Source organism: Luedemannella helvata (genome assembly GCF_039528415.1).
GTDB classification, from domain to species: Bacteria; Actinomycetota; Actinomycetes; order Mycobacteriales; family Micromonosporaceae; genus Luedemannella; species Luedemannella helvata.
On the sequence record NZ_BAAALS010000011.1, the window covers coordinates 166,664 to 189,650 of the forward strand.

Annotated in this window: 16 protein-coding genes and 1 tRNA gene; 5 read left to right on the forward strand and 12 right to left on the reverse strand. The window is 72.0% G+C overall.

The genetic code is table 11. From position 1 onward, the window contains the following. Positions 1–12 precede the first annotated feature (12 nt). Both nagA and ABD191_RS13595 read right to left on the reverse strand, forming a co-directional pair. Positions 13–1,155, reverse strand: coding sequence for an N-acetylglucosamine-6-phosphate deacetylase (gene nagA / locus ABD191_RS13590; protein ID WP_344081100.1), 1,143 nt, complete (start codon positions 1,153–1,155; stop codon positions 13–15). Beyond that, positions 1,152–2,117: an ROK family protein gene (locus tag ABD191_RS13595; protein WP_344081103.1), complete on the reverse strand. Its 966-nt coding sequence runs from the start codon at positions 2,115–2,117 to the stop codon at positions 1,152–1,154. Before ABD191_RS13595 ends, nagA begins: the two co-directional genes overlap by 4 nt. A gap of 116 nt (positions 2,118–2,233) precedes the next feature. Between ABD191_RS13595 and ABD191_RS13600 the strand changes: the two genes are divergently transcribed. Further along, positions 2,234–3,022 (forward strand): DeoR/GlpR family DNA-binding transcription regulator, encoded by a 789-nt coding sequence (locus ABD191_RS13600; protein ID WP_344081106.1) that lies wholly within the window; start codon positions 2,234–2,236, stop codon positions 3,020–3,022. Here the strand turns inward: ABD191_RS13600 and ABD191_RS13605 are convergent. From ABD191_RS13605 to ABD191_RS13620, 4 genes are all read right to left on the reverse strand, one after another. Next, positions 3,012–3,671 carry a phosphatase PAP2 family protein gene (locus ABD191_RS13605; protein WP_344081109.1) on the reverse strand — a complete coding sequence of 220 codons (660 nt, stop codon included), beginning with the start codon at positions 3,669–3,671 and terminating at the stop codon, positions 3,012–3,014. The genes ABD191_RS13600 and ABD191_RS13605 overlap by 11 nt on opposite strands. Then, positions 3,668–5,527: an NAD-binding protein gene (locus tag ABD191_RS13610; RefSeq protein ID WP_344081112.1), complete on the reverse strand. Its 1,860-nt coding sequence runs from the start codon at positions 5,525–5,527 to the stop codon at positions 3,668–3,670. Before ABD191_RS13610 ends, ABD191_RS13605 begins: the two co-directional genes overlap by 4 nt. Positions 5,528–6,282: 755 nt before the next feature. Beyond that, a complete protein-coding gene (locus ABD191_RS13615) occupies positions 6,283–7,383 on the reverse strand; it encodes an ABC transporter ATP-binding protein (protein WP_344081115.1) in 1,101 nt (366 codons plus the stop codon). Positions 7,384–7,584: 201 nt separating this feature from the next. Further along, positions 7,585–7,656, reverse strand: a tRNA-Thr gene (locus ABD191_RS13620). A gap of 109 nt (positions 7,657–7,765) precedes the next feature. Here ABD191_RS13620 and ABD191_RS13625 point away from each other — a divergent pair. Then, positions 7,766–8,251, forward strand: a complete 486-nt coding sequence (locus tag ABD191_RS13625) for a hypothetical protein (RefSeq protein WP_344081118.1) — start codon at positions 7,766–7,768, stop codon at positions 8,249–8,251. Positions 8,252–8,279: 28 nt separating this feature from the next. Continuing rightward, on the forward strand, positions 8,280–9,824 hold the full coding sequence (locus tag ABD191_RS13630) for a hypothetical protein (protein WP_344081121.1): 1,545 nt from the start codon (positions 8,280–8,282) through the stop codon (positions 9,822–9,824). 26 nt (positions 9,825–9,850) lie between these two features. On the opposite strand, the gene rlmB is transcribed toward ABD191_RS13630, so the two are convergent. After that, positions 9,851–10,999: a 23S rRNA (guanosine(2251)-2'-O)-methyltransferase RlmB gene (gene rlmB, locus ABD191_RS13635; RefSeq protein ID WP_344081124.1), complete on the reverse strand. Its 1,149-nt coding sequence runs from the start codon at positions 10,997–10,999 to the stop codon at positions 9,851–9,853. A gap of 2 nt (positions 11,000–11,001) precedes the next feature. After that, entirely contained in the window at positions 11,002–12,414 is a 1,413-nt protein-coding gene (gene cysS / locus ABD191_RS13640) for a cysteine--tRNA ligase (RefSeq protein WP_344081127.1), read from the reverse strand. Between the two features lie 39 nt (positions 12,415–12,453). On the opposite strand from cysS, the gene ABD191_RS13645 reads away from it, so the two are divergent. Next, positions 12,454–13,086 carry an IclR family transcriptional regulator gene (locus ABD191_RS13645; RefSeq protein ID WP_344081130.1) on the forward strand — a complete coding sequence of 211 codons (633 nt, stop codon included), beginning with the start codon at positions 12,454–12,456 and terminating at the stop codon, positions 13,084–13,086. Positions 13,087–13,439: 353 nt separating this feature from the next. Here the strand turns inward: ABD191_RS13645 and ABD191_RS13650 are convergent, their stop codons facing one another. Beyond that, a complete protein-coding gene (locus ABD191_RS13650; RefSeq protein WP_344081133.1) occupies positions 13,440–13,886 on the reverse strand; it encodes a hypothetical protein in 447 nt (148 codons plus the stop codon). Positions 13,887–13,941: 55 nt separating this feature from the next. Continuing rightward, positions 13,942–16,440 carry a S8 family serine peptidase gene (locus ABD191_RS13655; RefSeq protein WP_344081136.1) on the reverse strand — a complete coding sequence of 833 codons (2,499 nt, stop codon included), beginning with the start codon at positions 16,438–16,440 and terminating at the stop codon, positions 13,942–13,944. Between the two features lie 73 nt (positions 16,441–16,513). Here ABD191_RS13655 and ABD191_RS13660 point away from each other — a divergent pair, with 73 nt between their 5' ends. Beyond that, positions 16,514–18,295, forward strand: a complete 1,782-nt coding sequence (locus ABD191_RS13660) for a glycerol-3-phosphate dehydrogenase/oxidase (RefSeq protein WP_344081168.1) — start codon at positions 16,514–16,516, stop codon at positions 18,293–18,295. On the opposite strand, the gene ABD191_RS13665 is transcribed toward ABD191_RS13660, so the two are convergent. Both ABD191_RS13665 and ABD191_RS13670 read right to left on the reverse strand, forming a co-directional pair. After that, the gene (locus tag ABD191_RS13665; protein WP_344081139.1) at positions 18,292–21,930 is read right to left on the reverse strand and encodes a DUF7507 domain-containing protein; all 3,639 of its coding nucleotides are present in this window, start codon (positions 21,928–21,930) and stop codon (positions 18,292–18,294) included. The two genes, ABD191_RS13660 and ABD191_RS13665, sit on opposite strands and share 4 nt — an antisense overlap. 223 nt (positions 21,931–22,153) lie before the next feature. Next, a complete protein-coding gene (locus ABD191_RS13670) occupies positions 22,154–22,810 on the reverse strand; it encodes an HD domain-containing protein (protein WP_344081142.1) in 657 nt (218 codons plus the stop codon). Positions 22,811–22,987 lie beyond the last annotated feature (177 nt).

Below are 22,987 nucleotides of genomic sequence, written 5' to 3' on the forward strand. Positions count from 1 at the left end.
GAACAGGCTAGTTCAGACCCCCGACAGAACGGGAGACCCAGCGCGAAGTACGCCTGTCACCTGCAGTTCTTCGTCCATTAGTACGAGATCCGCGCGACGTCCGGCGGTGATGGCGCCGATCTGCTCCGTCAGCCCGAGCACGAACGCGGGCGTCGTGGCCGCCATGACGGCCGCGTCGACGATAGACACTCCACTGTGCACGGCGTGCCGGAACGCGGCGTCCATGGTGAGGGTGCTGCCCGCGATCGCACCGCCCTGGGTCCTCGCCACACCGCCGGAGACGTCGACCGCCAGCCCACCCAGCTCGTACGGGCCGTCCGGCATGCCCGCCGCCGCCATGGCGTCCGTGATCAGGGCGACCCGGGCGGCGCCGGCCATCTGGGCGGCGAAGCCCAGCATCCCGTCGTGCAGGTGAACCCCGTCGGGGACCAACTCGCAGACCACCCCGGCCGCGCGCAGCAGCGCCACGATCGGGCCGGGCTCCCGGTGGTGGATCGGGCGCATGCCGTTGCAGACGTGCGTACCGACGCTCGCGCCCGCCCCCACGGCCGCGAGCGTCTGCTCGTACGTGGCGTCGGTGTGGCCCACGGCCGCCACCACCCCGCGCTCGACCAGCAGCCGGATGGCGTCCAGCGCGCGCGGCAGTTCCGGCGCGATCGTGACCATGCGTACGCCGCCGAGGTCCAGCAGGGCGGTCAGCTCGTCGAGGTCCGGGTCGCGCAGGTGGGCCGGGTTCTGCGCGCCGCACCGGGCCGCCGACAGGTACGGGCCCTCGTAGTGGATGCCCGCGAGCGCGCCGGAGGCGACGAGCGGCGCGAACGCCACGGTGGCGTCGCGCAACGCGTGCGTGGGCGCCGTGACCAGGCTGGCCAGCATGGTCGTGGTGCCGTGCGCCAGGTGGAACGCGACCGCCCGGGACGCCTCGTCGGCGTCGCCGCTGGTGAAGCTCGCCCCGCCGCCGCCGTGCACGTGGATGTCGACGAAGCCGGGCAGCACCCAGGCGGCCGACAGGTCGGCGCCCTCGGTGTCACCCGGCTCCGGCAGGCCGCCCGCCGGGTCGTTCTCGACGATGTCGGCGATGTGGCCGTCGACGATCTCGACCGTGCCGTCGCTGATGATCCCCGTGGGGGTGACGACGCTGCCGCGTACTCTCATGGTTGCGTTCCGTCCGTGGTGATCAGGTCGAGGGCGAGCAGGGCCGCGCCGAGGCAGCCGGCCTCGTCGCCCAGCCCGGCCCGGGTCAGCGGCGGGATCTGGTGGAACGTGCGGCGCTGCGCCAGCCCGGTGCGCAGCGGCTCCAGCAGCGTGTCGCCGGCCTCGGCCAGCCCGCCGCCCAGCACGATCAGCTCGGGATCGTAGAGCGCGATGCCGGTGAGCAGCCCGTCGGCGAGCACGTCCACGGCCGTCTGCCAGACCTCCCGGGCCAGCGGCTCGCCCGCCGCGACCCGGGCCGCCACGTCGGCCGCCGTGATTTCCGGGTGCCCGTTGGCGCTCACGGCCGCCTCCCGGTAGGCGCGCGCCACGCTGGCCGCGGACGCGTACGCCTCCACGCAGCCGCGCGCCCCGCAGCCGCACGGTTGGGCGTCGGGCCCGCTGCGCACCCGGATGTGACCGATCTCGCCCGCGGCGCCGTGCGCGCCCGGGTCGATGTGCCCGTCCACGGCGTACCCGCCCGCGATGCCCGTACCGATCGCGATGAACAGCATCCGGCGGGTGCCGAGGCCGGCGCCCAGGCGGGCCTCGGCCAGGGCTCCGGCCCGTACGTCGTGGCCGAGGGCCGCGGGCAGGCCCAGCCGCCGCGACACGAGTTCTTTCAGGGGTACGTCCCGGAAGCCCAGGTTCGCCGACCACCTGGCCACCCCGGCGGCCTCGTCGACGATGGCGGGCACCACGACCCCGGCCGCGACCGGTCGCCGGCCCTCGGCGTACGCCGTGGTGGACAGCTCGGCGGCGGAGTCCAGGATCGTCTCGACGACCGCGTCCGGGCCCCGCTCGCGGCCGGTGGCGAAGCGTCGGGTGAGCAGGACCCGGCCGGCCATGTCCACAAGCGCGCACTTGATCCCCGTGCCGCCCACATCGACGGCGACGGCCACGTCCTTGCTGGTTGTCTCGGTCATCGGGGGACACCTGCTCCGGGGGTCGAGGGGTCGGACACGGAGGGGTTTCGCGCACCCGCTTGATCGAAGCAAGCGCTACCGCGCATTATTGTGCATTGCCTAGCGAGGAGGTCAGTGTGGACCGGTACGCGCGGTGGAACGCGCTGCTTGAGCTGCTTACCGAGACCGGAAGAATCACGGTCGAGGACGCGGCCGAGCGGCTCGACGTCTCCCAGGCGACCATCCGGCGTGACTTTGATCAACTCGCCCAGCAGCAGATGATCACCCGTACGCGCGGCGGGGCGGTCGTCAACGGCGTCTCGTACGACCTGCCGCTGCGCTACAAGTCCGCCAAGCACGTCCCCGAGAAGCAGCGCATCGGCGCGGCCGCCGCCGCACTCGTGCAGCCCGCCCAGGTCGTCGGCCTGACCGGTGGCACGACCACGACCGAGGTGGCCCGCGCCCTGGCCAGCCGGGCCGACCTGGCCACCACGGGCCCCGACGGCGCCCAGCTCACGGTCGTCACGAACGCCCTCAACATCGCCAACGAGCTGCTCGTCCGGTCGCGCATGAAGATCGTCGTGACGGGCGGGGTCGTGCGACCGCAGTCGTACGAGCTGGTCGGGCCGCTCGCCACCGGCATCCTGCGCGAGCTGACCCTCGACATCGCCTTCCTCGGGGTCGACGCCGTCGACCCGGCGCTCGGCGCCGCCGCGCACCACGAGGGGGAGGCCGCCATGAACAGCCTGCTCGCCTCCCGGGCCCGCCGGGTCGTGGTGATCGCCGACGCGTCGAAGCTGGGCCACCACGCGTTCGCCCGGGTCTGCCCGATCGAGCGGGTGGAGAGCCTGGTCACCGACACCGACGCCACGGACGAGCAGGTGCGCGGGTTCGAGGCGGCGGGCGTGCATGTGATCAGGGTCTGACGTCCGGCAGGCCCGGCCACGGCACGCGCATCAGCAGCCGGTCGATGAGCACGCCCAGGAACAGGCCGGCGACCATGTCGCTCAGCCAGTGCCAGCCCAGGTACGTCGCCGTGAACCCCACGATGACCGGCGGGGCGATCCGCAGGGTCCGTCGCCACGCCGGGCGGGCCGCGAACCAGCCAGCCAGGAGCAGGACGATCACCCCGTACCAGACAACGGTGTTGACCGCGTGCCCGGACGGGTACGACAGCCCGAAACCGGGCTGGCTGAACAGCTGGACCTCCACGTCGTCCGGCAGGTCGGAGTGCGGCGCGGCCCGGTGGAAGTAGTACTTGAGCGGCAGGATCACGAAGCCGGTCGCGAGGAACGCCGCGACGACCGGCGCCAACGGCCACAGGCTGCGCCGCCGCCACGCCAGCACCCCGGCGATGACCAGCGCGACCGCGGTGAGGGGCCCGCCGTTGCCGAGCCGGTTGACCCACTGCGCGATCGTGTCGGCCGCTGGCGGTCGGTGCGCGTCCACGAGGTCGCGCACCCAAAGATCAATATCGAGTACGCCCGGGAGCGCCAGCAGCGCGGTCGTCGCCACGAAACCGGCGACCATGAGGACCTCGACCCACCAGCCGGCCGCCCGTCCCCGTTTCGTCACGCTGCCACGCTACCTGGGTTGTCGCCGCCGCCCGTGGGTGGCGAGGCGTCCGTGAGGATGGCGCCCAGGCCCGCCCGGGTCGTGATCACCAGCAGGCGGTCGCCCGGATCCAGGCGGTGATGGTCCGGCGGGCGCCAGACCGTCTCCGGCGCCCCGGTCGTCGCGCCGCCAGGCGTGAGCGCGAGGACCCGTACCTCCTGGTGTTGTCGTGTCTGGCCCACGGCCTGGCCCGCCAGGCGGGCGCCGGCCGCCACGGGCACCTCGGCCACCAGCAGCACCCGCCGCTCCACCGGGATCGTCCCGATCACCTCGCGTTCCAGCAGGGCGGCCGCGAAGGCGGGCGCGGCCACGTACGAGACGCTGCGCGAGACCACGATGCCGTAGCTGCGCTGCACCAGCTCGGCGAAGTCGCCGTCGAACAGGCGCAGGACCGCGCGGATGCCCGGGTTGGCGCGGCGGGCGTGCAGCGCGGCCTCCAGGTTGATGACGTCGTCCGTGGACAGCGCCACCAGGGCGCGGGCCGCGCCGATGTTCGCCTGCCGCAGCGTCGACTCGCGGCTCGCGTCGCCGATGATCAGCGGGATGTTCAGCTGCTGGGCGATCGCGACGCCGCGCGCATCCTCGTGCTTGTCGACCGCGACGACCTGCAGGCCCAGGTCGTGCAACTGCTGGATGACCCGGGTGCCCACGTTGCCCAGGCCGATGACGACCACGTGGCGCGAGTAGCTCAGGGTGGCCAGCGCGTCCCACGGGGTCGTCACCATCGTCTCGACCACCGCCGCCGTGACCGTGGGGATGAGCGCCACCCCGGCGATCACGACGATGAGCTGCGCGATCTGCAGGTACAGCGGCTGGTTGAAGTCCGGGTCGTTGCCGCCGCCCAGGGCCATCAGGATCGTCGTGTCGATGAGGCCCCACAGGCTGAGCTTGTCGTCGAACGCGCGCATGCCGCTGCCGATCAGCAGCAGCACCAGCAGGCCGAGCGACAACCGCCACAGCGGACGGCCCGCCAGGACACGCAGCATCGCGGCCGCCGACAGCGGACTGCGGATGATCCGGCTCGCGCGACGGCGCCACCGCCGCTGCATCATCGGGTCGGCCGCCCCCTCCGGCGTCGCCGCCGTCGCCAGCACCAGGTCCGCGTTGGCGTCGTTGTCCGGCAGCAGCACCGGGTCGTGCTCGGCGCTGGTGACCGCCAGTCCACAGAGGACCTGCTCCGGCTGCACGTCCGCGCGGCGGGCCACGAACAGCGTGCGTCCCGGCAGCCGGATGTGCGTCGGCGTCACCTCGCCGAGGGTCGCCGCCACGAACGCGGGCGCCGCGATCGCCGCGTCCGAGAGCACCATGCAGTCCGTGAACATCGCCCGTACGCCGCGACCCAGGTGCATGTTGAACATGCGGATCACGATGCGGACGCCGGGCCTCAGGTCCTGCGCCAGCAGCGCCGAGTGGATGTTGCCGACGTCGTCCTGATGCATGATCGCGATGGCGTCGGCGGTACCCACGCCCGCGGCGGTGAGCGTCGCCGCGTCGACGGAGTCGGCCTCAATGACCTCAATGCCCTCGATGGCCGCGATCCGGGGACCGTGATTGCGGTGCCGGTCGCGGATGATCGCGGTGACGCGGACGGGGTAGCGGTTCACCAGCTCGTCAATCAGCCGGTGCGCGAGCGGGTCGTCGCCGCAGACGATGACGCGCCGGTTCGTGTCGCCTTCGTCTTCCTGGGCCCGTCGTAGCACCCGCCACTGCTGGGACAAGCTCCGGCCGCGCTTGCGCACGCTGCTCAGCCAGGCGCCATCGCGGTCGGCTGGCTCGTCGATGTCCTGCGCGTCACGCTCCGGGGGTCCGCCTGCCACGCGGCGATCGTAGTAACTGACGGCGACTCGGGGCAGCCCGCTCGTCGTGCGGTGGGACATTGGCGTTGTGTCCCGTCGCTGGTGTGCCGCCAGGCTGGCCGCTCTGTTCGCCACATGCGTGCATGTGGCGACGCTGGGCGCGCGGACGACCGCCCACTGTGCACATGTGGCGGAGGCGCGCGCGGCAGCCTCGCCAAAAGTGCGGCTTTGGTGAGGGCGGCCGCGCTGTTAGTTCGCCAAAGTCGTGACTTTGGCGGGTGGGGTGCGCTGTTTCCTCGCCATAGGCGTGACTTTGGCGGGTGGGGTGAGCTGTTTCCTCGCCATAGGCGTGACTTTGGCGGGGAGGGCGAGCTGTCGCCTCGCCATAGGCGTGACTTTGGTGGGTGGGGTGCGCTGTTTCGTCGCCATAAGCGTGACTTTGGCGGGGAGGGCGAGCTGTCGCCTCGCCATAAGCGTGACTTTGGTGGGTGGGGTGCGCTGTTTCCTCGCCATAAGCGTGACTTTGGCGGGTGGCGCGCGCTGTTTCGTCGCCATAGGCGTGACTTTGGCGGGGAGGGTGAGCTGTTTCCTCGCCATAAGCGTGACTTTGGCGGGTGGGGTGAGCTGTTTCCTCGCCATAGGCGTGACTTTGGCGGGTGGGGTGAGCTGTCGCCTCGCCATAAGCGTGACATTGGAGAGCGTGGTGACCCGCGAGAACGCGTTCGGGCGGCTCCCCGTGCAGGGGAGCCGCCCGAAACGGCGGGTTACTTGATGTGTCAGGCGAGGCGCGCGCCGGTCACCGCGTGGAACGCGTGGTGCGAACCGGGACGCGGGCGGAGGAAGACGGTCTCGCCGATGCGCGGGGAGGCGAAGCGGCCGTCGGTGCGGACCACGAAGGTCTCGTGGCCGCCGTTGATCGCCGCGTGACCGTGCACGTAGGCGTCCGAGCCCAGCTCCTCGACCAGCTCGACGACGATCGGCATGCCGCCGTCGGTCGGGGCCACGATCTCGGTGTGCTCGGGGCGGAAGCCGATCGTGATGCGGTTGCCGCCGCCGTCGGCGCGGGCCCAGGCGACCTGCTCGCGGGTGAGCGGGAGCACCAGGCCACCGAGGTCGGCGCCCTGGTCGGTCAGCGGGACCGTCCGGATGTTCATGGCCGGGGAGCCGATGAAGCCGGCGACGAACGCGTTGATCGGGCGCTCGTACAGCTCGCGGGGCGAGTCGACCTGCTGCAGCTCGCCGTCGAGCAGGACGGCGACGCGGTCGCCCATCGTCATGGCCTCGGTCTGGTCGTGGGTGACGTAGACCGTGGTGGTGCCGAGGCGCTGCTGGAGGGCGGCGATCTGGGCACGGGTCTGGACACGCAGCTTGGCGTCGAGGTTCGACAGAGGCTCGTCCATGAGGAAGACCTGCGGCTCACGCACGATCGCGCGGCCCATGGCGACACGCTGGCGCTGACCACCGGAGAGGGCCTTCGGCTTGCGGTCGAGGAGCTTCTCGTCCATGTCGAGCAGGCGGGCGGCCTCGCGGACACGGCGCTCGATCTCCGCCTTGGGGGTCTTGCGGAGCTTCAGGGCGAACGCCATGTTCTCGCGCACGGTCATGTGCGGGTACAGGGCGTAGTTCTGGAAGACCATCGCGATGTCACGCGACTTCGGCGGCACGTTGGTGACGTCCGTCTGGTCGATGTAGATCGCGCCCTGGTCGATCTCCTCAAGGCCGGCGAGCATGCGCAGGCTGGTGGACTTGCCACAGCCGGACGGGCCGACCAGAACGAGGAACTCACCGTCAGCGATCTGCAGGTCGAGCTGGTTGACGGCGGGGCGGGTGGTGCCCGGGTAGATCCGGGACGCCTTCGCGTAAGTAACGGAGGCCATGGAGGGATGCTTTCCTTTCACCGGCAGGAACGTGCCGGACGATCCGAGTGAAGGCGCCGTTACGAAACGGCAATTTGCACTGGGGACACCGTAGACGTCCGAGACCGTGTTGCCAACCCCCGAGCTAGCGACCCTTGATCCCCCTGAAGGGGACGTGACCTCGATCGTTGCGCGCGGGTAATACGGTGATCGTCGATCTAGAGCCGGTGGTCAGGATCGAACTGACGACCTACCGCTTACAAGGCGGTTGCGCTACCACTGCGCCACACCGGCAAACCCCGTTGAGCGTACGTGAGGCGTGGCCCCAAACGCCAAAGCCCCGGTCGGCGAGTGGGACGGGGCCGCTACGCTCGACCCGACTGTGCAGAGGGAGGGACCGGCGGTGGCCGACGACCAAGACGCTGACCTACGCGTACCAGCGGGCGTGCCGGGCACGCTCGCGCTGGGCGCCGCGGTGGCGATCATCACACGGCCGCTGCTGTGGATCATGAGTCTCGGCACGATGGGCGCGGTCCTCGGCGGCGTCGACGTGCTCCTCCTCAAGGCCGGCATCGGCCTTCCGGTGCTCGTATTCGTGGAGGGCCTGATCCTGGTCGTGAGCGCCGCCGCCGCGGTCGCCGGGGCGGTCGCCGTACGGTCGGGCAACCCCGCCACCGTCCGCGTCATCGAGCGCCTCGGCCTCGCGTACCTGATCGGCACGGCGTTCTACATGGTCACCGTGCTGCTGTGGGTGATCCTCTTCCTGGTCGAGGGCGGCTTCTCGATCGCCCCCTTCCTCTTCATGATCCTGCCGCTCGCCACCAACGCGTACCTGTTGGTCCTGGCGCAGCGGGTGATCCGCGCGTGCCGCGACACCCTGAGCCCCTGACCCCCGAGATGTCCGCCGGAGCCGCGCCGTGATCGCCCCCGACGATCCCACGAACCCCAACCGCCCCACCGACCGCGCGGACGCGCCCTGGCACGCGGCCCCCGCGGACCCGTGGGCGTCGGAGGCGCCGATCGACCCGTGGACCGGCACGGGCGGCGTGGCGGGCGTCGCCGCGACGACGGACGCGGTGGCCACGGTCGACGCGCCACCGGCGCCCGCCGGCGCGCAGGCGCCCCGCCCGGCCGCCAACGGAGGGCGGCGCGGGTGGCTGCTCGCCCTGGGCGCGGCCGGGGTGGTCATCGTGCTGGCCGCCGCGACCGCCGCGGTCATCTGGTGGCGCTCCGGCGACCAGGCGGTGGAGTTCACGCAGCTGAGCGGCCCGAAGTTCGTGCCGACGGGCGAGGAGAACACCTACTACACCTATGCCCGTACGGCGGTGACGGACGAGCGCGCGTATCTGGCCTGGGTCAGCGGCGACAACATCAAGGTGACCGGCGCGGACCTGGAGTCGGGCAAGCCCGTCAAGCAGCCCGTCACCGTGGGCCCCGGCGACGAGGTCGAAGGGCTCGTGCCGGTGGCCGACGCGCTGGTCATGTACGTCAACACGCGCAGCCCGTCGGGCAAGGCCATCTACGTCCTGGACGCGGCGACGCTCGCGACCCGGTGGCAGCGGACCCTCGGCGCCAACGAGTGGATCGAGACGTTCTCGTCGTACGTCGTGCTGGTCGACCCGGACGCCGACCGCCTGCGCCGCGTCGACGTGAAGGGCACCGGCTCGGACGTCTGGAACAAGCAGTTCGAGGGCGCCACGCTGCGGCTGGAGGAGCCGGTCGGCAACGCGTCCGCGCCGGCCTGGCTCAACGGGTACCCGCTGGCCGCCAGCGCCGACCGCAAGCTGTTGGTGATCAAGGACGGGACCATCCAGGTCGTCGACCCCGCGAGCGGCGACACGACGTCGACCGTCACCGGCATCCCGTCCACCAGCTCGACACTGGCCGCCGGCGGCGTCTTCTACGCGATCCGCTACAACTCCAACGGGTACGAGGTGCAGGCGTTCGACCTGTCCGGCAAGCAGCAGCCCAAGACCGTGTACAGCGCCGAGCCCAAGGCGTACCTCGATGAGCTGTCCCTGTGCGGCGGCGGTGTGTGCGTCACCCAGACGATCACCGGTACGCAGGGCGTGACCGTCGTGGCCCTGCCGACCGGCGACGAGGCCACACCGCGCTGGCAGCTGCCGTTCTCCGATGTGGACGGCATCACCGCGCTGGGCGACGAGACGATGGTGATCGACGCGAGCGACGCGCATACCTGGATCGTCGGCGAGGATGGAAAGGTCCGCTACGACCGCACGGCGCGCATCGGCACGCGGGTGACCTCCGGCAGCGTCCTGCTGTGGAGCGCGCTGGGTTCCAGCGCCGCGAGCGTGGGCCTGGAGGGCTACACCGTGGCCGACACCAGCGCGCGGCCGCTCGGTACGGCCGACGGCGTGTACGCCAGCCGCTGCACCTGGAGCACCAGGGTGCTCGCCTGCCCGGCCGGCGACGGCCTGGCCTGGTGGACCTTCGCGGAGTGACCCACGGGCCGCGCTGAACGCCGTCGTCAGCCGTTGCGGCGGCGGGTGACCTCGGCGAGGGTGACGGCGGCCGCGACGCTGGCGTTGAGGGACTCGACGTCGGATGCCATCGGGATGGAGACCGTGAGGTCGCAGGTCTCGCCGACAAGGCGGGACAGGCCGCGGCCCTCGGAGCCGACCACGACCACGAGGGGGCCGATCGCGGCCTCCAGGTCGTAGAGCGTCGTCTCGCCGTCGGCGTCCAGGCCGACCACGGTGAACCCCTCGTTCTGGCAGGCCTTGAGCGCCCGGGTCAGGTTGACGACCTGCGAGACGGGCACGCGGGCCGCCGCGCCCGCCGAGGTGCGCCAGGCGCTCGCCGTGATGCCCGCCGAGCGGCGCTCCGGCAGGAACACGCCGTGGGCGCCGAAGGCGGCGGCCGAGCGCAGGATGGCGCCGAGGTTGCGCGGGTCGGTGACCCCGTCGAGCGCGACGAGCAGGGGAGCGGTGCTCTCCAGCGCGGCACTGACGAGGTCGTCGAACGGCTCGTACGCGAACGGGGGCACCTGCAGGCCCACGCCCTGGTGCAGGACGCCGCCGGTCATCCGGTCGAGTTCGGCGCGGCTGACCTCGAGGATCGGGATGCCCCGGTCGCCCGCCGTGCGCACGGCCTCGGCGACACGCTCGTCGATGTCGATGCCCTGGGCGCAGTACAGCGCCGTGCCGGGGACGTGGGCGCGCAGCGCCTCGACGACCGGGTTGCGGCCGACGAGCAGCTCGGGAGCGTCCTTCGGCGGCAGCGACCTGCGGCCGGGGGCCACCTTGGGGCCGCTGCGGACCGTGGGCCGGAAGTTGCCCTTCCGCCCGGCGGCGCCCGAGCCGGCCTTGGCCTTGCCGCCCCCCGGCGCGCCCTTGCCGGAACCGGAGGCCCCCCAGGTCGTCGACTTGGTGCCCGGCTGGCCGATCTTGGGAGCGCGCCCCTCGGCGGCGGCCACGCGGCGCTCCTTGTCCTGCTTGCGGGCGGTCTTCGCGGGCAGCGGCTCGTCGCCCGAGTATCCCTTGTGCCAGGGGCGCTCGTCGGCGGGCAGGGTGCGCCCGCGTCCGGCGAGGCTCTGGCGGTTCTTGCCGCCGGAGCCCTTCACCGCCCCCTTCGCCGACGTCGTGCGTCGGCCACGGCGGATCGAGTTGCCGGCCATGATCAGTGCTCCCCTTCGATGGTCCAGCGCGGGCCGTGGACGGTGTCCTCCACGATCACGCCGGCGTGCTTGAGCTGGTCGCGCACCGCGTCGGCGGCGGCCCAGTCCTTGCGGGCCCGGGCGGCGGCGCGCTGTTCCAGCGCGAGCGCCACGAGCGAGTCGACGACCGGGCGCAGTTGCCCGCCCGACCTGCCGGCCCACTGCGGGTCCAGCGGGTCGAGCCCCAGGACGCCGAGCATAGCCCGTACCCGGGAAAGGACAGCGACCACGACGGCGTCGTCACCGGCGGTCAATGCCTCATTGCCCGCGCGGACCGCGTCGTGCAGCACGGCGAGCGCCTGGGAGGTGTTGAGGTCGTCGTCCATCGCGGCGACGAACTCGGCCGGCAGTTCGCCCGGCTGGCCGACCCCGACGATCTCGGTGGCCCGGTGGACGAAGCCCTCCAGGCGCTGGTACGCGGAGGCGGCCTCGCGCAGCGCGCCGTCCGAGTAGTCGATCACCGTGCGGTAGTGCGCGGCCGTGTAGTAGTAGCGCAGCTCCACGGCCCGCACCCCGGACGCCTCGACCGCGGGGAGGTCGATGACGTTGCCGATCGACTTGCTCATCTTGGAGGTGCCCATGTTGAGCAGGCCGTGGTGCACCCAGTAGCGGGCGAACCCCAGCCCGGCCGCGCGGGACTGGGCGATCTCGTTCTCGTGGTGCGGGAAGACCAGGTCGAGCCCGCCCCCGTGGATGTCGAACTCGTCGCCCAGGTAGCGCCAGCACATGGCCGAGCACTCGATGTGCCAGCCCGGCCGGCCCGGACCCCACGGCGACGGCCAGGTCGCGGCCTCCGGCTCGCCCGGCTTGGCGCCCTTCCACAGGGCGAAGTCGCGCGGGTCGCGCTTGCCGCGCGCGGGGGCGTCCGCCGACTCCTGCATGGCGTCCGGGCGCTGGTTGGACAGGGCGCCGTAGTCGGCGTACGAGCGCACGTCGAAGTACACGTCGCCGCAGCCGTCGGCCGCCGGGTAGGCGTGCCCGTCCGCGATCAGCTTCGCGATCAGGCTGTGCATCTCCGGGATGTGGCCGGTCGCGCGCGGCTCGTAGGTCGCGTCCAGCACGCCCAGGCGCGCGTAGTGGTCGGCGAGGATGCGCTCGTTGGCGTACGCCAGGGACCAGAACGGCACCCCGGCCTCGGCGGACTTCGCGAGCACCTTGTCGTCGATGTCCGTAATGTTGCGGATGAAGGTCACCCGCAGCCCGGCGTGCTCCAGCCACCGGCGCAGCACGTCGTAGTTGACGGCCGAACGAAGATGACCGATATGCGGCGGGCCCTGGACGGTGAGCCCACACAGGTAGACGCCCACCTCGCCGGGGGTCCGCGGGACGAAGTCCCGCACCGAGCGGGTCGCGGTGTCATAAAGGCGGAGGCTCACGGTACGAGGGTAGCGAATCCGGCCGTAGGCTCACTCACCGTGGCGAGCGAGACCGCGCAGACGCTGGACCGCGGGCTGCGGTTGTTGCAACTTGTGGCCGCCGCTCCCAACGGGTTGACCGTCACGGAGGCCGCGGCCGCCCTCGGCGTGGGCCGGGCGGTCGTCTACCGCCTCGCCGGCACCCTGGCCGCGCACGGCCTGCTCCGCCGCGACACGAGCGCCCGGCTGCGCCTCGGCGCCGGGGTGCTCCAGCTCGGCCGGCGGGCCCAGCCGCTGCTCGCCGACGCGGCCACCCCGCCGCTGCGCCGCCTCGCCGAGGCCACCGGCGCCACCGCGCACCTCACGGTGGCTGAGGGCGCCGAGGCGGTCGCCCTGCTCGTCGTCGAGCCGAGCTGGACGACCTTCCATGTGGCGTACCGGCCGGGTTCGCGGCATCCGCTGGAGCGCGGCGCCGCGGGGCGCGCCATCCTGCGCGGTCGCACAGGCCTCGACGGGTACGTGCACAGCGCCGGCGAACTGCAGCGCGGCGCCCACGGGCTGGCGGCCCCGGTGCTCGGCGTCGAGGGCCTGGAGGCCAGCGTCGGCGTCGTGGCGTTCGTGGAACTCGACGAGGCCATGGCGGGCCCCGCCGTCCTGGACGCGGCCGCCGCCGTGTCCGCCGCCCTCACCTGACGCTCAGTCGGTCGACTTCGGATGCGCGGTGCCGGCGTACTTGATCCAGCATGTTCGGGTTTCGACATCCCCTACGTACCAGATCCGGCCGCCTGCAGTGACCTCGTACTGCCACTGAGGCAAGGTACGTCCACCTTGTGTGTCAGAGGAGATGCTTCCTTTGAGGGGATGCTGGCGGGCGGTGGGCGGTTGCGGGCACGGGTCTGTCTCTATCGCGTCGAACGCGGCCCGTGTCTTCGTGGCCGCTTGGCGGCACAGATCCTCCCAGCCCTTGGCCGCGTTGTTCGTCGCGAAGCGAATGACATAGCCGCCGGGACGCGGAGGAGGGGCAGCCCGGTCGCCTCTCTTCGGACTCACTGGTCGGTCGGCCGGGGAACCGGGCCGTAGTCGTCGAGCGGTTCTGTCGTGAGGATGCGGTAGAGCTCCGGATCGGCATGTACCTCAGCGGTGTGTCGCCATTCCACAAGCAGCTGAGAGACCGCCGCCGTGTTGCCGATGGCCGCGGCGGCTTCCGTTGTCGCGATGAACTCCTCGGTCATGATGTCGATATCGGCGTCGGGCAGGAACCGGACCCAGGGCAACGCCGTGGGCAGCACCTCCCGCAGGATGTTCGGGTCGCGGCGCGCCACGCCGGCGAGCAGGCGCGCGGTCAGGTCGATGACCTCGGCCTCGGCCTCCGCGCGGTCCGCCGACATCAGCACGAGGTCGGCGGCATCCCGGCGCCGCAGGCGTACGGCGCGCGTGCGACTGAGCCGTTCGGCCGTTTCGACCGGTTGGCGCAGGAGTTCGGAAAACGGCACTGACTCCAAGGGTGCTGCGGTCACATATCAACACTACTTCAGAAGTACGCCTACGTCAGCCCAGGGCCTTCGCCGCCGTCACCGCCGCGAGGGCGTTGACGATCCCGGACCCGTAGAGGTCCACGTCCGAGCCACAGTTGGTGGGCACCTTGGTCGGCGTCGGGGCGGTGGCCGTGTCGCGGAGGATCTTCGTGGTCGCGTCGATGTCGCCGATCAGCTTGGGCTGCGCCGACCACATCAGCGCCACGACGCCGGCCACGTGCGGCGTCGCCATCGACGTGCCGCTGTTGATGGCCCACGTGCCGCCCGGGTACGCCGACAGGACGTCCACGCCGGGGGCCAGCACGTCGGGCTTGATCAGCCCGTCGGCGGTCGGCCCGAGGCTGGAGAAGTCGGCCAGGGCGCCCCGCTTGTCCACCGCCCCGACCGTGAGCGCGTCGGCGTAGATCGCGGGCGGGTCCGTCACCGTCCGGCAGCCTCCGTAGCCGCTGTTGCCGGCCGCCGCGACGAAGTAGATGCCCGCCGCCCGGAACGCGGCCAGCGCCGGACCCAGCGACCGCGCGTCGCAGCCCTCCAGCCACGGGCAGCCCCACGAGTTCGTGAGGACCTGCGGGGCGCGATCGGGTCGCCCGTCGCGCCACGCGTCACCCCCCTGCGGGAACGGCGCGAGCATGAACTGCAGGCAGTCCAGGTAGTGCGCGGGGTTGCCCATGTTGCGGTCGAGGTTGACGCAGCCGACCCAGTTCGCGCCGGGGGCCACACCGATGCCGTCGCCGCCCACGGCCGTACCGGTCGTGTGGGTGCCGTGCCCGCCGTTGTCGGTCGGCGCACTCGTGCGGTTCCACGGGTCGTACCAGGAGTCGTTGCCGCCCCGGAAGTTCGCCGCGAGCGCCGGATGCGTGCCGTCGACACCGGAGTCCGAGCTGCCGACCGTGATGCCCGCGCCCGTGACGCCCAGGTCCTGCCACACCTTGTCGGCGCCGATCATCGTGATGGTCCACAGCGGCGCGGTGGGGGCCGCCGCGGTGCCCCGCTCCGCCGGCGCCGGCTCGGGCAGTGGCCGCAGGTCCTGCTCCAGCAGCACCCGGTCGACGTCGTCGCGCCCGGAAAGCCACTGCCGCACGAGCGGCCCGCCCTCCACGGAGATGCCGTTGACCAGGTAGTACGGCGTGTAGTCGAGGTTCCAGTCATCCAGCGCCGCGCGCAGCGACGCCTGGCTGCGCTCGGCGGTGCCGGTCAGCCGCTCGTACGTCTGGCGTACCCGCGCGGCGCGGTCCGTGACCTGGGCGAGGCCGGACAGGTCGGCCTGTTCCTTGAGCACCACGAACAGCCGCTCGCCGTGCAGGCCGGGCTGCCCGAGGCCCGCGTACACGCCCGCCGCCGCGACCGCGACGACGCCCGCGGTGGCCCAGGCCGTGCCGCGCCGCCACGCCCGGCCCGGCACGAAGATCAGGGGGTACGCCGTACCGACGAGCCCCGCGACGGCGATGCCGGCGAGCGCGGCGATCAGCGTCCAGTACCCGATGTCGCGCATGCCGAGCAGGATCGACATCTCCTCGGGGTCGACGAACGCGAGCGGCCCGAACGCGCCCACCCCGATCAGCCAGCCGGTACCGCCGGCGGTCAACGTCGGCCAGGCGCGCGCGACGAGGGCGGCGACGGCGAACCCGAGCGGCGGCAGGACGAGCATCTGGGCGAGCTGGACGCCGCTGCCGCCGATGCCGGCCGCGTACGGCACGAGGGCCACGCCGGCGGCCAGGCCGCCCAGCCCGACGGCGCGGCCCCGGCTGGCCGCGAACCCGGCGAAGAACCGCTCGTCGAGCACGCCCGTGATGAGCCAGCCCACGGCGGCGGCCGCCGCGGCGGCGAGCAGGGTCTCGGTCAGCCCGCCCAGCGACCCGAGGATCAGCCAGGGCACGAGCACGATCATCCCGGCGAGGACGCCGGCCAGCCGGCTCGGCCCCACCCTGACGGGCGCCACGTCGTCCGCCGCGGCGGGTGACCCGTCCGGCGAGGGCTCCGCCCGGCCGGACTGAGCGTCGGCGAGGTCCGGCTCGGCGGTGTAGGCGGGCCCTTCGCGGCGGGCGCGCAGCCAGGCGCGCAGCCACCGCCACCCGCGCTGCCACAGGGCCAGGCCGGCAGCGGCGAGCGCGAGGAGGAGCAGGTACAGCTCGTTGTGTTCCATGGGGACCGAGCGCACCCAGCCGAGCAGGCCGCCGAAGACGGCCGCGAGCGTCCACGCCCGGGTCGCTGCCCGGATGCCGACAGTGTCCGGCGCGAAGCGGCTCGCGAGCATGCCCACGAACGCGGGCGGCAGCGCCGCGAGCAGGATGGCCACGAACCCGATGAAGGGCGGCGCACCCGACGGCAGTGGCCGGTTGAGGGTGGCGATGATGGACTGCTCGATCACCCATATGCCGCCCTGCAGCGCGGTGACGGAGGCGACCATCCAGGCGCCCACGAACACCGTGAGCACGGCGAAGATGACGTTCTCCCAGGCGATGCCCGGCTTCTTGAGCGGCTCCACAGGCTCGGGAGATCCGTACGGCTGCATACGGGCACGGTACGTCGTGCAGACCAACCCCGGATCGTTGGCCCGCTAGTGTGGGAGGGTGCGTGATCCGGCGGTGTCGCGGTTCACCGCGGCGCGACTGTCCCCTGGCCGCCGCGAGGCCGACCTGGCGCGGCTGCGGAACGAGCGCTTCGACGTGCTCGTCATCGGCGGCGGCGTGGTCGGGGCGGGGGCGGCGCTCGACGCCGCGTCCCGGGGGCTGTCCGTGGCCCTCGTCGAGGCCGCTGATCTTGCCGCCGGCACGTCGTCGCGGTCGAGCAAACTGGTCCACGGCGGCCTGCGCTACCTGGAGCAGATGGAGTTCGGGCTGGTCCATGAGGCGTTGCGGGAGCGCGGCCTGCTCACCACGCGGCTCGCCCCGCACCTGGTGCGCCCCGTGCCGATCCTCGTGCCGCTGCCGGCCGACAGGCTGCGCGGCGCGGCCCTGCGCGGCTACTACGGCGCGGGCGTGGCCCTTTATGATGTTTTCGCCGGAGTTGCGCGGCTCGGCCGCCGGGGGATGCCGCTGCACCGGCACCTCAGCGCCGGCGCGGTCCGGCGCATCTTCCCCTCACTGCGCGAGGACGCGGTCGGCGGCGCGATCCGCTACTACGACGCCCAGGTCGACGACGCCCGGCTGGTCACCACGCTCGCCCGGACAGCGGCGAGCCTCGGCGCGGCGGTGCTGACCAGCACCCAGGTCGTCCGCCTGCTGCGCGACGCCCGCGAGGTCACCGGCGTGCGGGTACGCGACCGGGAGTCCGATGTGGAGTTCGACGTCGCGGCCCGCACGGTGATCGCCGCGACCGGGGTGTGGAGCGACGACCTGACCCAGATGCTGGCCGGTCCCGGCGGGCCGCCGGTGCGGGCCGGGCTGCGGGTACGCGCCTCCAAGGGCGTGCACCTGGTGGTGCCCCGCTCGGCGATCACGGGCGAGTCGGGGCTCATCCTGCGTACTCCCACGTCTGTGTTGTTCGTCCTCCCGTGGGGCGCCCATTGGATCATCGGGACGACCGACACCGACTGGGCCCTGGACCGGGCGCACCCGGCCGCCAACGAGCACGACATCGCCTACCTGCTGGATCAGGTGAACGCGGTGCTGGACAGGCCGTTGTCGCCCGCCGACATCGAGGGCGTGTACGCCGGGCTGCGCCCGCTGCTCGCCGCCGAGGCGCGGCCCGGCCGGCGCCCGCACAGCCGCGACGAGTCGTCGTCCGTACTGTCGCGCGAGCACGCCGTCGTCGAGCCGATGCTCGGCCTGATGCTGGTGGCGGGCGGCAAGCTCACGACGTACCGGGTCATGGCCGCCGACGTCGTCGACCGGGCGGCGCGCCGCCTCGGCAATCAGGTGCCGCCGTCACGCACGGCCGACCTGCCACTCATCGGCGCGGACGGCTACCAGCGCCTGTGGACCAACCGCGCCGACGTGGCCCGCCGCCACAACGTCTCGGCGGGCGTTTTCGAACATCTACTGGAGCGGTACGGCTCGGCCGCGCTGGAGGTCCTGGCGCTCATCGACGCCCGACCCGACCTGGCCCGCCCGCTGGCCGGCGCGCCGGAATACCTGGCCGCCGAGATCGCCTACGCCGCCCGGGCCGAGGGCGCCCTGCACGTCGAGGACGCCCTGACCCGCCGCACGCGCATCTCCGTCGAGACCAGCCACCGGGGCGAGCGCTCGGCGCTGGACGTGGCGGCGATCCTCGGTGACGAGCTGGGCTGGTCGGCGCAGCGCCGGGCCAGCGAGGTCGACAACTACCTGGCCCGCGTCGCCGCCGAACGCGAGTCGCAGCGCATGCCCGACGACCTCACCGCCGACGCGGCCCGCCTCGGCGCGCCGGACGTGCGCGCCGCCGTCTAGACCCGCCCGGGACGGGTCGCGTGCGCGGCCACCAGGAGCGTTGTCCCGGCGACGAGCAGCAGCAGCGCCGCTGCCACGAATCGCCAGACCGGTTGCCCGGTCACCGGCAGCACCGGTGCGGCGACCGGCGTGCTCAACGTGCCGGGCGGCGAGGTCACCGTGTCGCCGACGGGTTCGATCCCGGTCGCGACCGCGGTGTTGCGCACCTGCCCGGCGGCCACGTCGGCGTCAGTGACCACGTACGGGGCCTCCGCGCGGCAGGTCATGGCCTGTCCGGGCGACAGCGGCGTGGTCGGGCAGGTGACCGCGATCCCGGCACCCGCCAACAGCGGGTCGCGCACCGCGACGCCGGTCAGGGTGACCGTGCCCGTGTTGGCGACGACGAACTCGTACCGGATCCCGGTGTCCTGGACGCTCGCCCGCTTCCGGATCGTGAGGGCCGGCCGCGCGGTCTGTGGAATCTTCACCCCTGCGCTGTCGCTCACGTCCGGGCCGCTGGGTGGGGTACCGGTGGCGGTGGCCTCGTTCCCGATCTGACCCGTGTCGACATCCGCTTGCGCGACGCGGTAGGTGGCCGTGCAGACGAGCGCCTCGCCCGGCTGGAGCGTGACGGGTGCGGCGTGGTCGCACGACAGCGCCGACGGCGTGCCGGCGCCGTGGAACGCCGTCTCGTCGACGCGCACGTCCGTGAGGGTCACGTTGCCGGTGTTGCTCGTCGTGAAGGTGAAGGTGACGGTGTCCCCGGCCGTCAGCCCGGTACGGTTCGCCGTCTTGACGAGGGTGATCGCCGGGGCCTGGGTGATCGGCGTCGTTTCGGAGTCGCTATCCGGTTCGGGGTCGGTCGCACCTTCCGGTGCGGTGGCGGTCGCGGTAGCGGTGTTCTCGACCTTCCCGTTGTTGATGTCGTCCTGCGTGAGGGTGTACGTGCCGGTGCAGGTCAGCGACATGTCCGGCGCGATGGGTGTGGTCGGGCAGGTCACGGCACCGACGGTGAGGTCGTCAATGGTGATGTTGCTGAGGGTGACGTTGCCGGTGTTGGTCACGAGGAAGCTGAAGGTGATCGTGTCGCCGGCGTCTACCCGCCCGCTGGCGTTCTCGTCGGCCGACTGGAGCGCCGTCTTCGTCAGGATCAATGCCGCGTTCCTGTCGATGCTGACGGTGGCGTTGTCGGGTAGTGACGTCGTTGCCGGGCCAGTCGGCGGGGCGCCGGACCCGATGGCGGTGTTGGTGACCTGGCCGGCGTCGACATCGGCCTGGGTGATCGTGTAGCTGGCCGTGCAGGTGGTCGAGACGGTGGGTGCCAGCGAGGTGACCGGGCAGGTGACGGTCGGTGGGGTGCCGGTGCCGGAGAAGACGGTGTCGGCGACCGAGACGGGGTTGAGGGTCACGTTGCCGGTGTTGGTGACCACGTAGCTGTACTGGACCTCGTCGCCGGCCTCATCGGCAGTGGTCGGCTGGACCGACTTGACCATCGTGATCGCCGGAGCCGGGGTCAGCAGGACGAAACCGCCGTCCGTGGCCGGCCCGGGATCGGTGACGCCCTCAGGCGCGTTGGCGGTGACGGTCGCGATGTTGTCCACCCGTCCCGCGTCAAGGTCCTCCTGCTTGAGCGTGTACGTGGCCGTGCAGGTCACCGGGGTGTTAGGGACGATGGTCGTGGTGGGGCAGGTAACGGTGCCGACGGTGGGGTCGTCGATGGCGACGTTGGTGAGCGTGACGTTGCCGGTGTTAGTGACCAGGAACTCGTAGCTGACCGTGTCGCCGGCATCGATACGCCCGTCGCCGTTGGCGTCGGTCGGTTGGCCGGCGGTCTTGGTCAGCCCCAGCCCGGCGCTTCTCGGGATGGTGAGCGTGATGTGGTCCGGCGCCGAGGTTACCGCGGGACCGCTCGGCGGGGTGCCGGACGCGACGGCGGTGTTGGTGACCTGGCCGGCGTCGGCGTCGGCCTGGGTGACGGTGTAGGTGGCCGTGCAGGTGGTCGAGACGTCGGGTGCGAGCGAGGTGACCGGGCAGGTGATAGTCGGTGGGGTGCCGGTGCCGGAGAAGGCGGTGTCGGCGACCGAGATGGCGTGGAGAGTCACGTTGCCGGTGTTGGTGACCAGGTAGCTGTATTCGACCTCGTCGCCGGCCCTGGCGGCGATGGTCGGCTGAACCGACTTCGTCAGCGTGATCGCCGAGGCCGGGGCCAGCGGTACGATCGCAGCGTCGGTGGCCGGTCCGGGGTCGGTGACGCCCTCAGGCGCGTCGGCGGTCGCGGAGGCGGTGTTGTTGATTTCTCCGGCGTCGATGTCGTCCTGCGTGAGCGTGTACGTGGCGGTGCACGTGGCCGACTGTCCGGCGGGCAGGGGGGTGGCCGGGCACGACACCGGGCCCACCCGGGGGTCGTTCACGGCCACATTGGACAGCGTCACGCCGTTGGACGCCGGATTGGTGACCACGAACGTGTACGTGACCGGATCGCCGACATCGGGGCCGCCGTTGTCGCCGGAACCGTTCAGCGTGCCGGACTTGCGCAGCGTGATGACAGGAACGAAGTCGATCTCCGTGTTCGCCGGCGGTCGCAACCCCTCGGTGGTCACGTTGGCCTTCCCGTCGACGTAGTGACCGGCCGGTGCGGTGACGTGGACGGTGACGGTGCACGACACCTGTTGATCATCCAGGTCGCCGCTCACGCTCACCGAGGTCCCGCCGGCCACTGCCGTGACATCGCCGTTGGTGCAGGTCGTGGTGGCCGGCGTCGTCGTCACCGTCATTCCCGTCGGCAGCGCGTCGGTGAACGACCAGTCGGGCTTCGCCAGCAGGTCGCTGGTGTTGGTGATCGTGAAGGTCAGTGTCGCTGACTGGCCCGCCGTGACCGTGGTCGGGCTGAAAGCCTTGTCCAGCTGGGGCGTCACGTCGTAGAGGACGATGTTGTCCAGCGCCGCGTCATTGCCCAGCCCGAGGCCCTCGTTGTTCACCAGTCGAATGTCCACGGACGACCCGACGAACGGGATCGCCCCGGACGACGTGTAGGTCCCCACGCGTACGGCCGTGGTCGCGTCCGGGCTGTCAGGGTTGGGCACCACCTCCGGCCGCCCGCGAGGGTCGGTGCAGCTGTTGATCTCGCCGCCGACCGGGTACACGGTGGCGCCGCTGAGCAGTGAGAACTGCAACCTCGGGGCGTTGACAGGGCAGTTCACCGAGGAGACGTCGATGGCGGTGGTCAGATACCGCTTCCCCGTTCCCGACAGGGGGATGGACTCTTTCGTCTGCAGTTGGATCAGCCCTGCGCCCGGGTTGACCGCCACGTCGCCACCCGTGTCGGTGTACGCCGACAACGCGTTGTTCGTCGCGGAGTTCGCGGCCCTGCTCAGGTTGCCCAGCGCGTAGGCCATGGAACGCAGGGCCCGCAGCCCTTGCGGGCCACCGGTGCAGTTCGCGGGCCGGACCGTCATGCTGTAGTTGACGATCATTCCATTGCAGTTCGTCAACCACGCCTGGTTGGCGGTGTAGGTCTCGTCATCGGTGCCGACGTAACTCGTGAGAAGCAGCGGCACGGTGGTGGTGGTGTTCTCGAAGTCCTCGTGGAACACCACGACAGGCGGCTGCGGCACCCCGGGCGTGCCCGCGGCGGCGACCGCGGGTGCCGTGTCCATCCAGAGAGCCGGAGCCTGCGTTGCCGCGACAGCCACGGCAATCAGCGCCCACCGGATACGTCGCCGGTCATTACGCCGTCGTCGAACCATGGTCCGCGCCCCCTCGCGCCGATACGTCCACCCGGCAGCGCGCCTAGTCCGATGTGAGGTCAGTCCGACTGAAATTCACAAACGTAATAAACGGTGCCATGGTCGTTGTATCACTACCAAAACGCCAAAGGGCTCAATTCATAACATTTCGGTTAAGCCAGATCAATTCTTCTTCGAGGTTGGCGCGGGCGGCCGCCTCGGCCCGGGCGGCCAACTCCGGTGTGTGGAACAGCCGCGGCAGACGGAGCAGTCGCCGTAGGACCGCGGCGCGGCCCGCGCGAAACGCGTCGTCAGGAACATGGGCGTACTCGCGCCGGACGGCGGCCGCGTACGCCTCGTAGGCGGTCGGTGGGCTGGCGAGGATGGCCAGGTCGGCGTCGGCGAGCAGGGCCCCGTTGCGGTCGCCGGGCTCGACGGCGTGGCCGGTGGTCAGCTCCACCAGCCGCACCACCTCGGCCACCGTGGCCGCCGGCACGCCGAGGCCGGTCAGCTCCGTACGCGCGAGCGCCGCGCTGGCGGCCTCGTTGTCATCGGCGCGCGGGTCGTAGACGGCGTCGTGATACCAGGCGGCCAGCCGTACAGCGTCCGCGTCCTCGGCCGCGTCGGCGTACTCGTCGATGGTCTTCAGTACGGCGACCAGATGCGCCGTGTCGTGGTAGTGCCGGTGCTCCTCGCCCCACCGCCCGAGCAGCCTCGCGCCCAGGGCGCCGACGTCCGCCGCCGACGCGTCGGGCGCGACCCGACTCATCATCACCTGCCAGGCCCCCGCGACCTCCTCGATCTCACCCACCCCACCAGTCTGCCCGCCCCGCCCAACGCACCGCGCCGCCGCCCGCCGCCCGCCCCGCCGCCCACCCCGCCGCCCGGCCGACGTTTGGGCGGTTCCGCGCCAATCCCGGGGGCCGGATTCCACGCGGAATCGTCCAAATCATCGGGCCCGTGGCCGGGCGCCCTGGAGGCGCGAAAA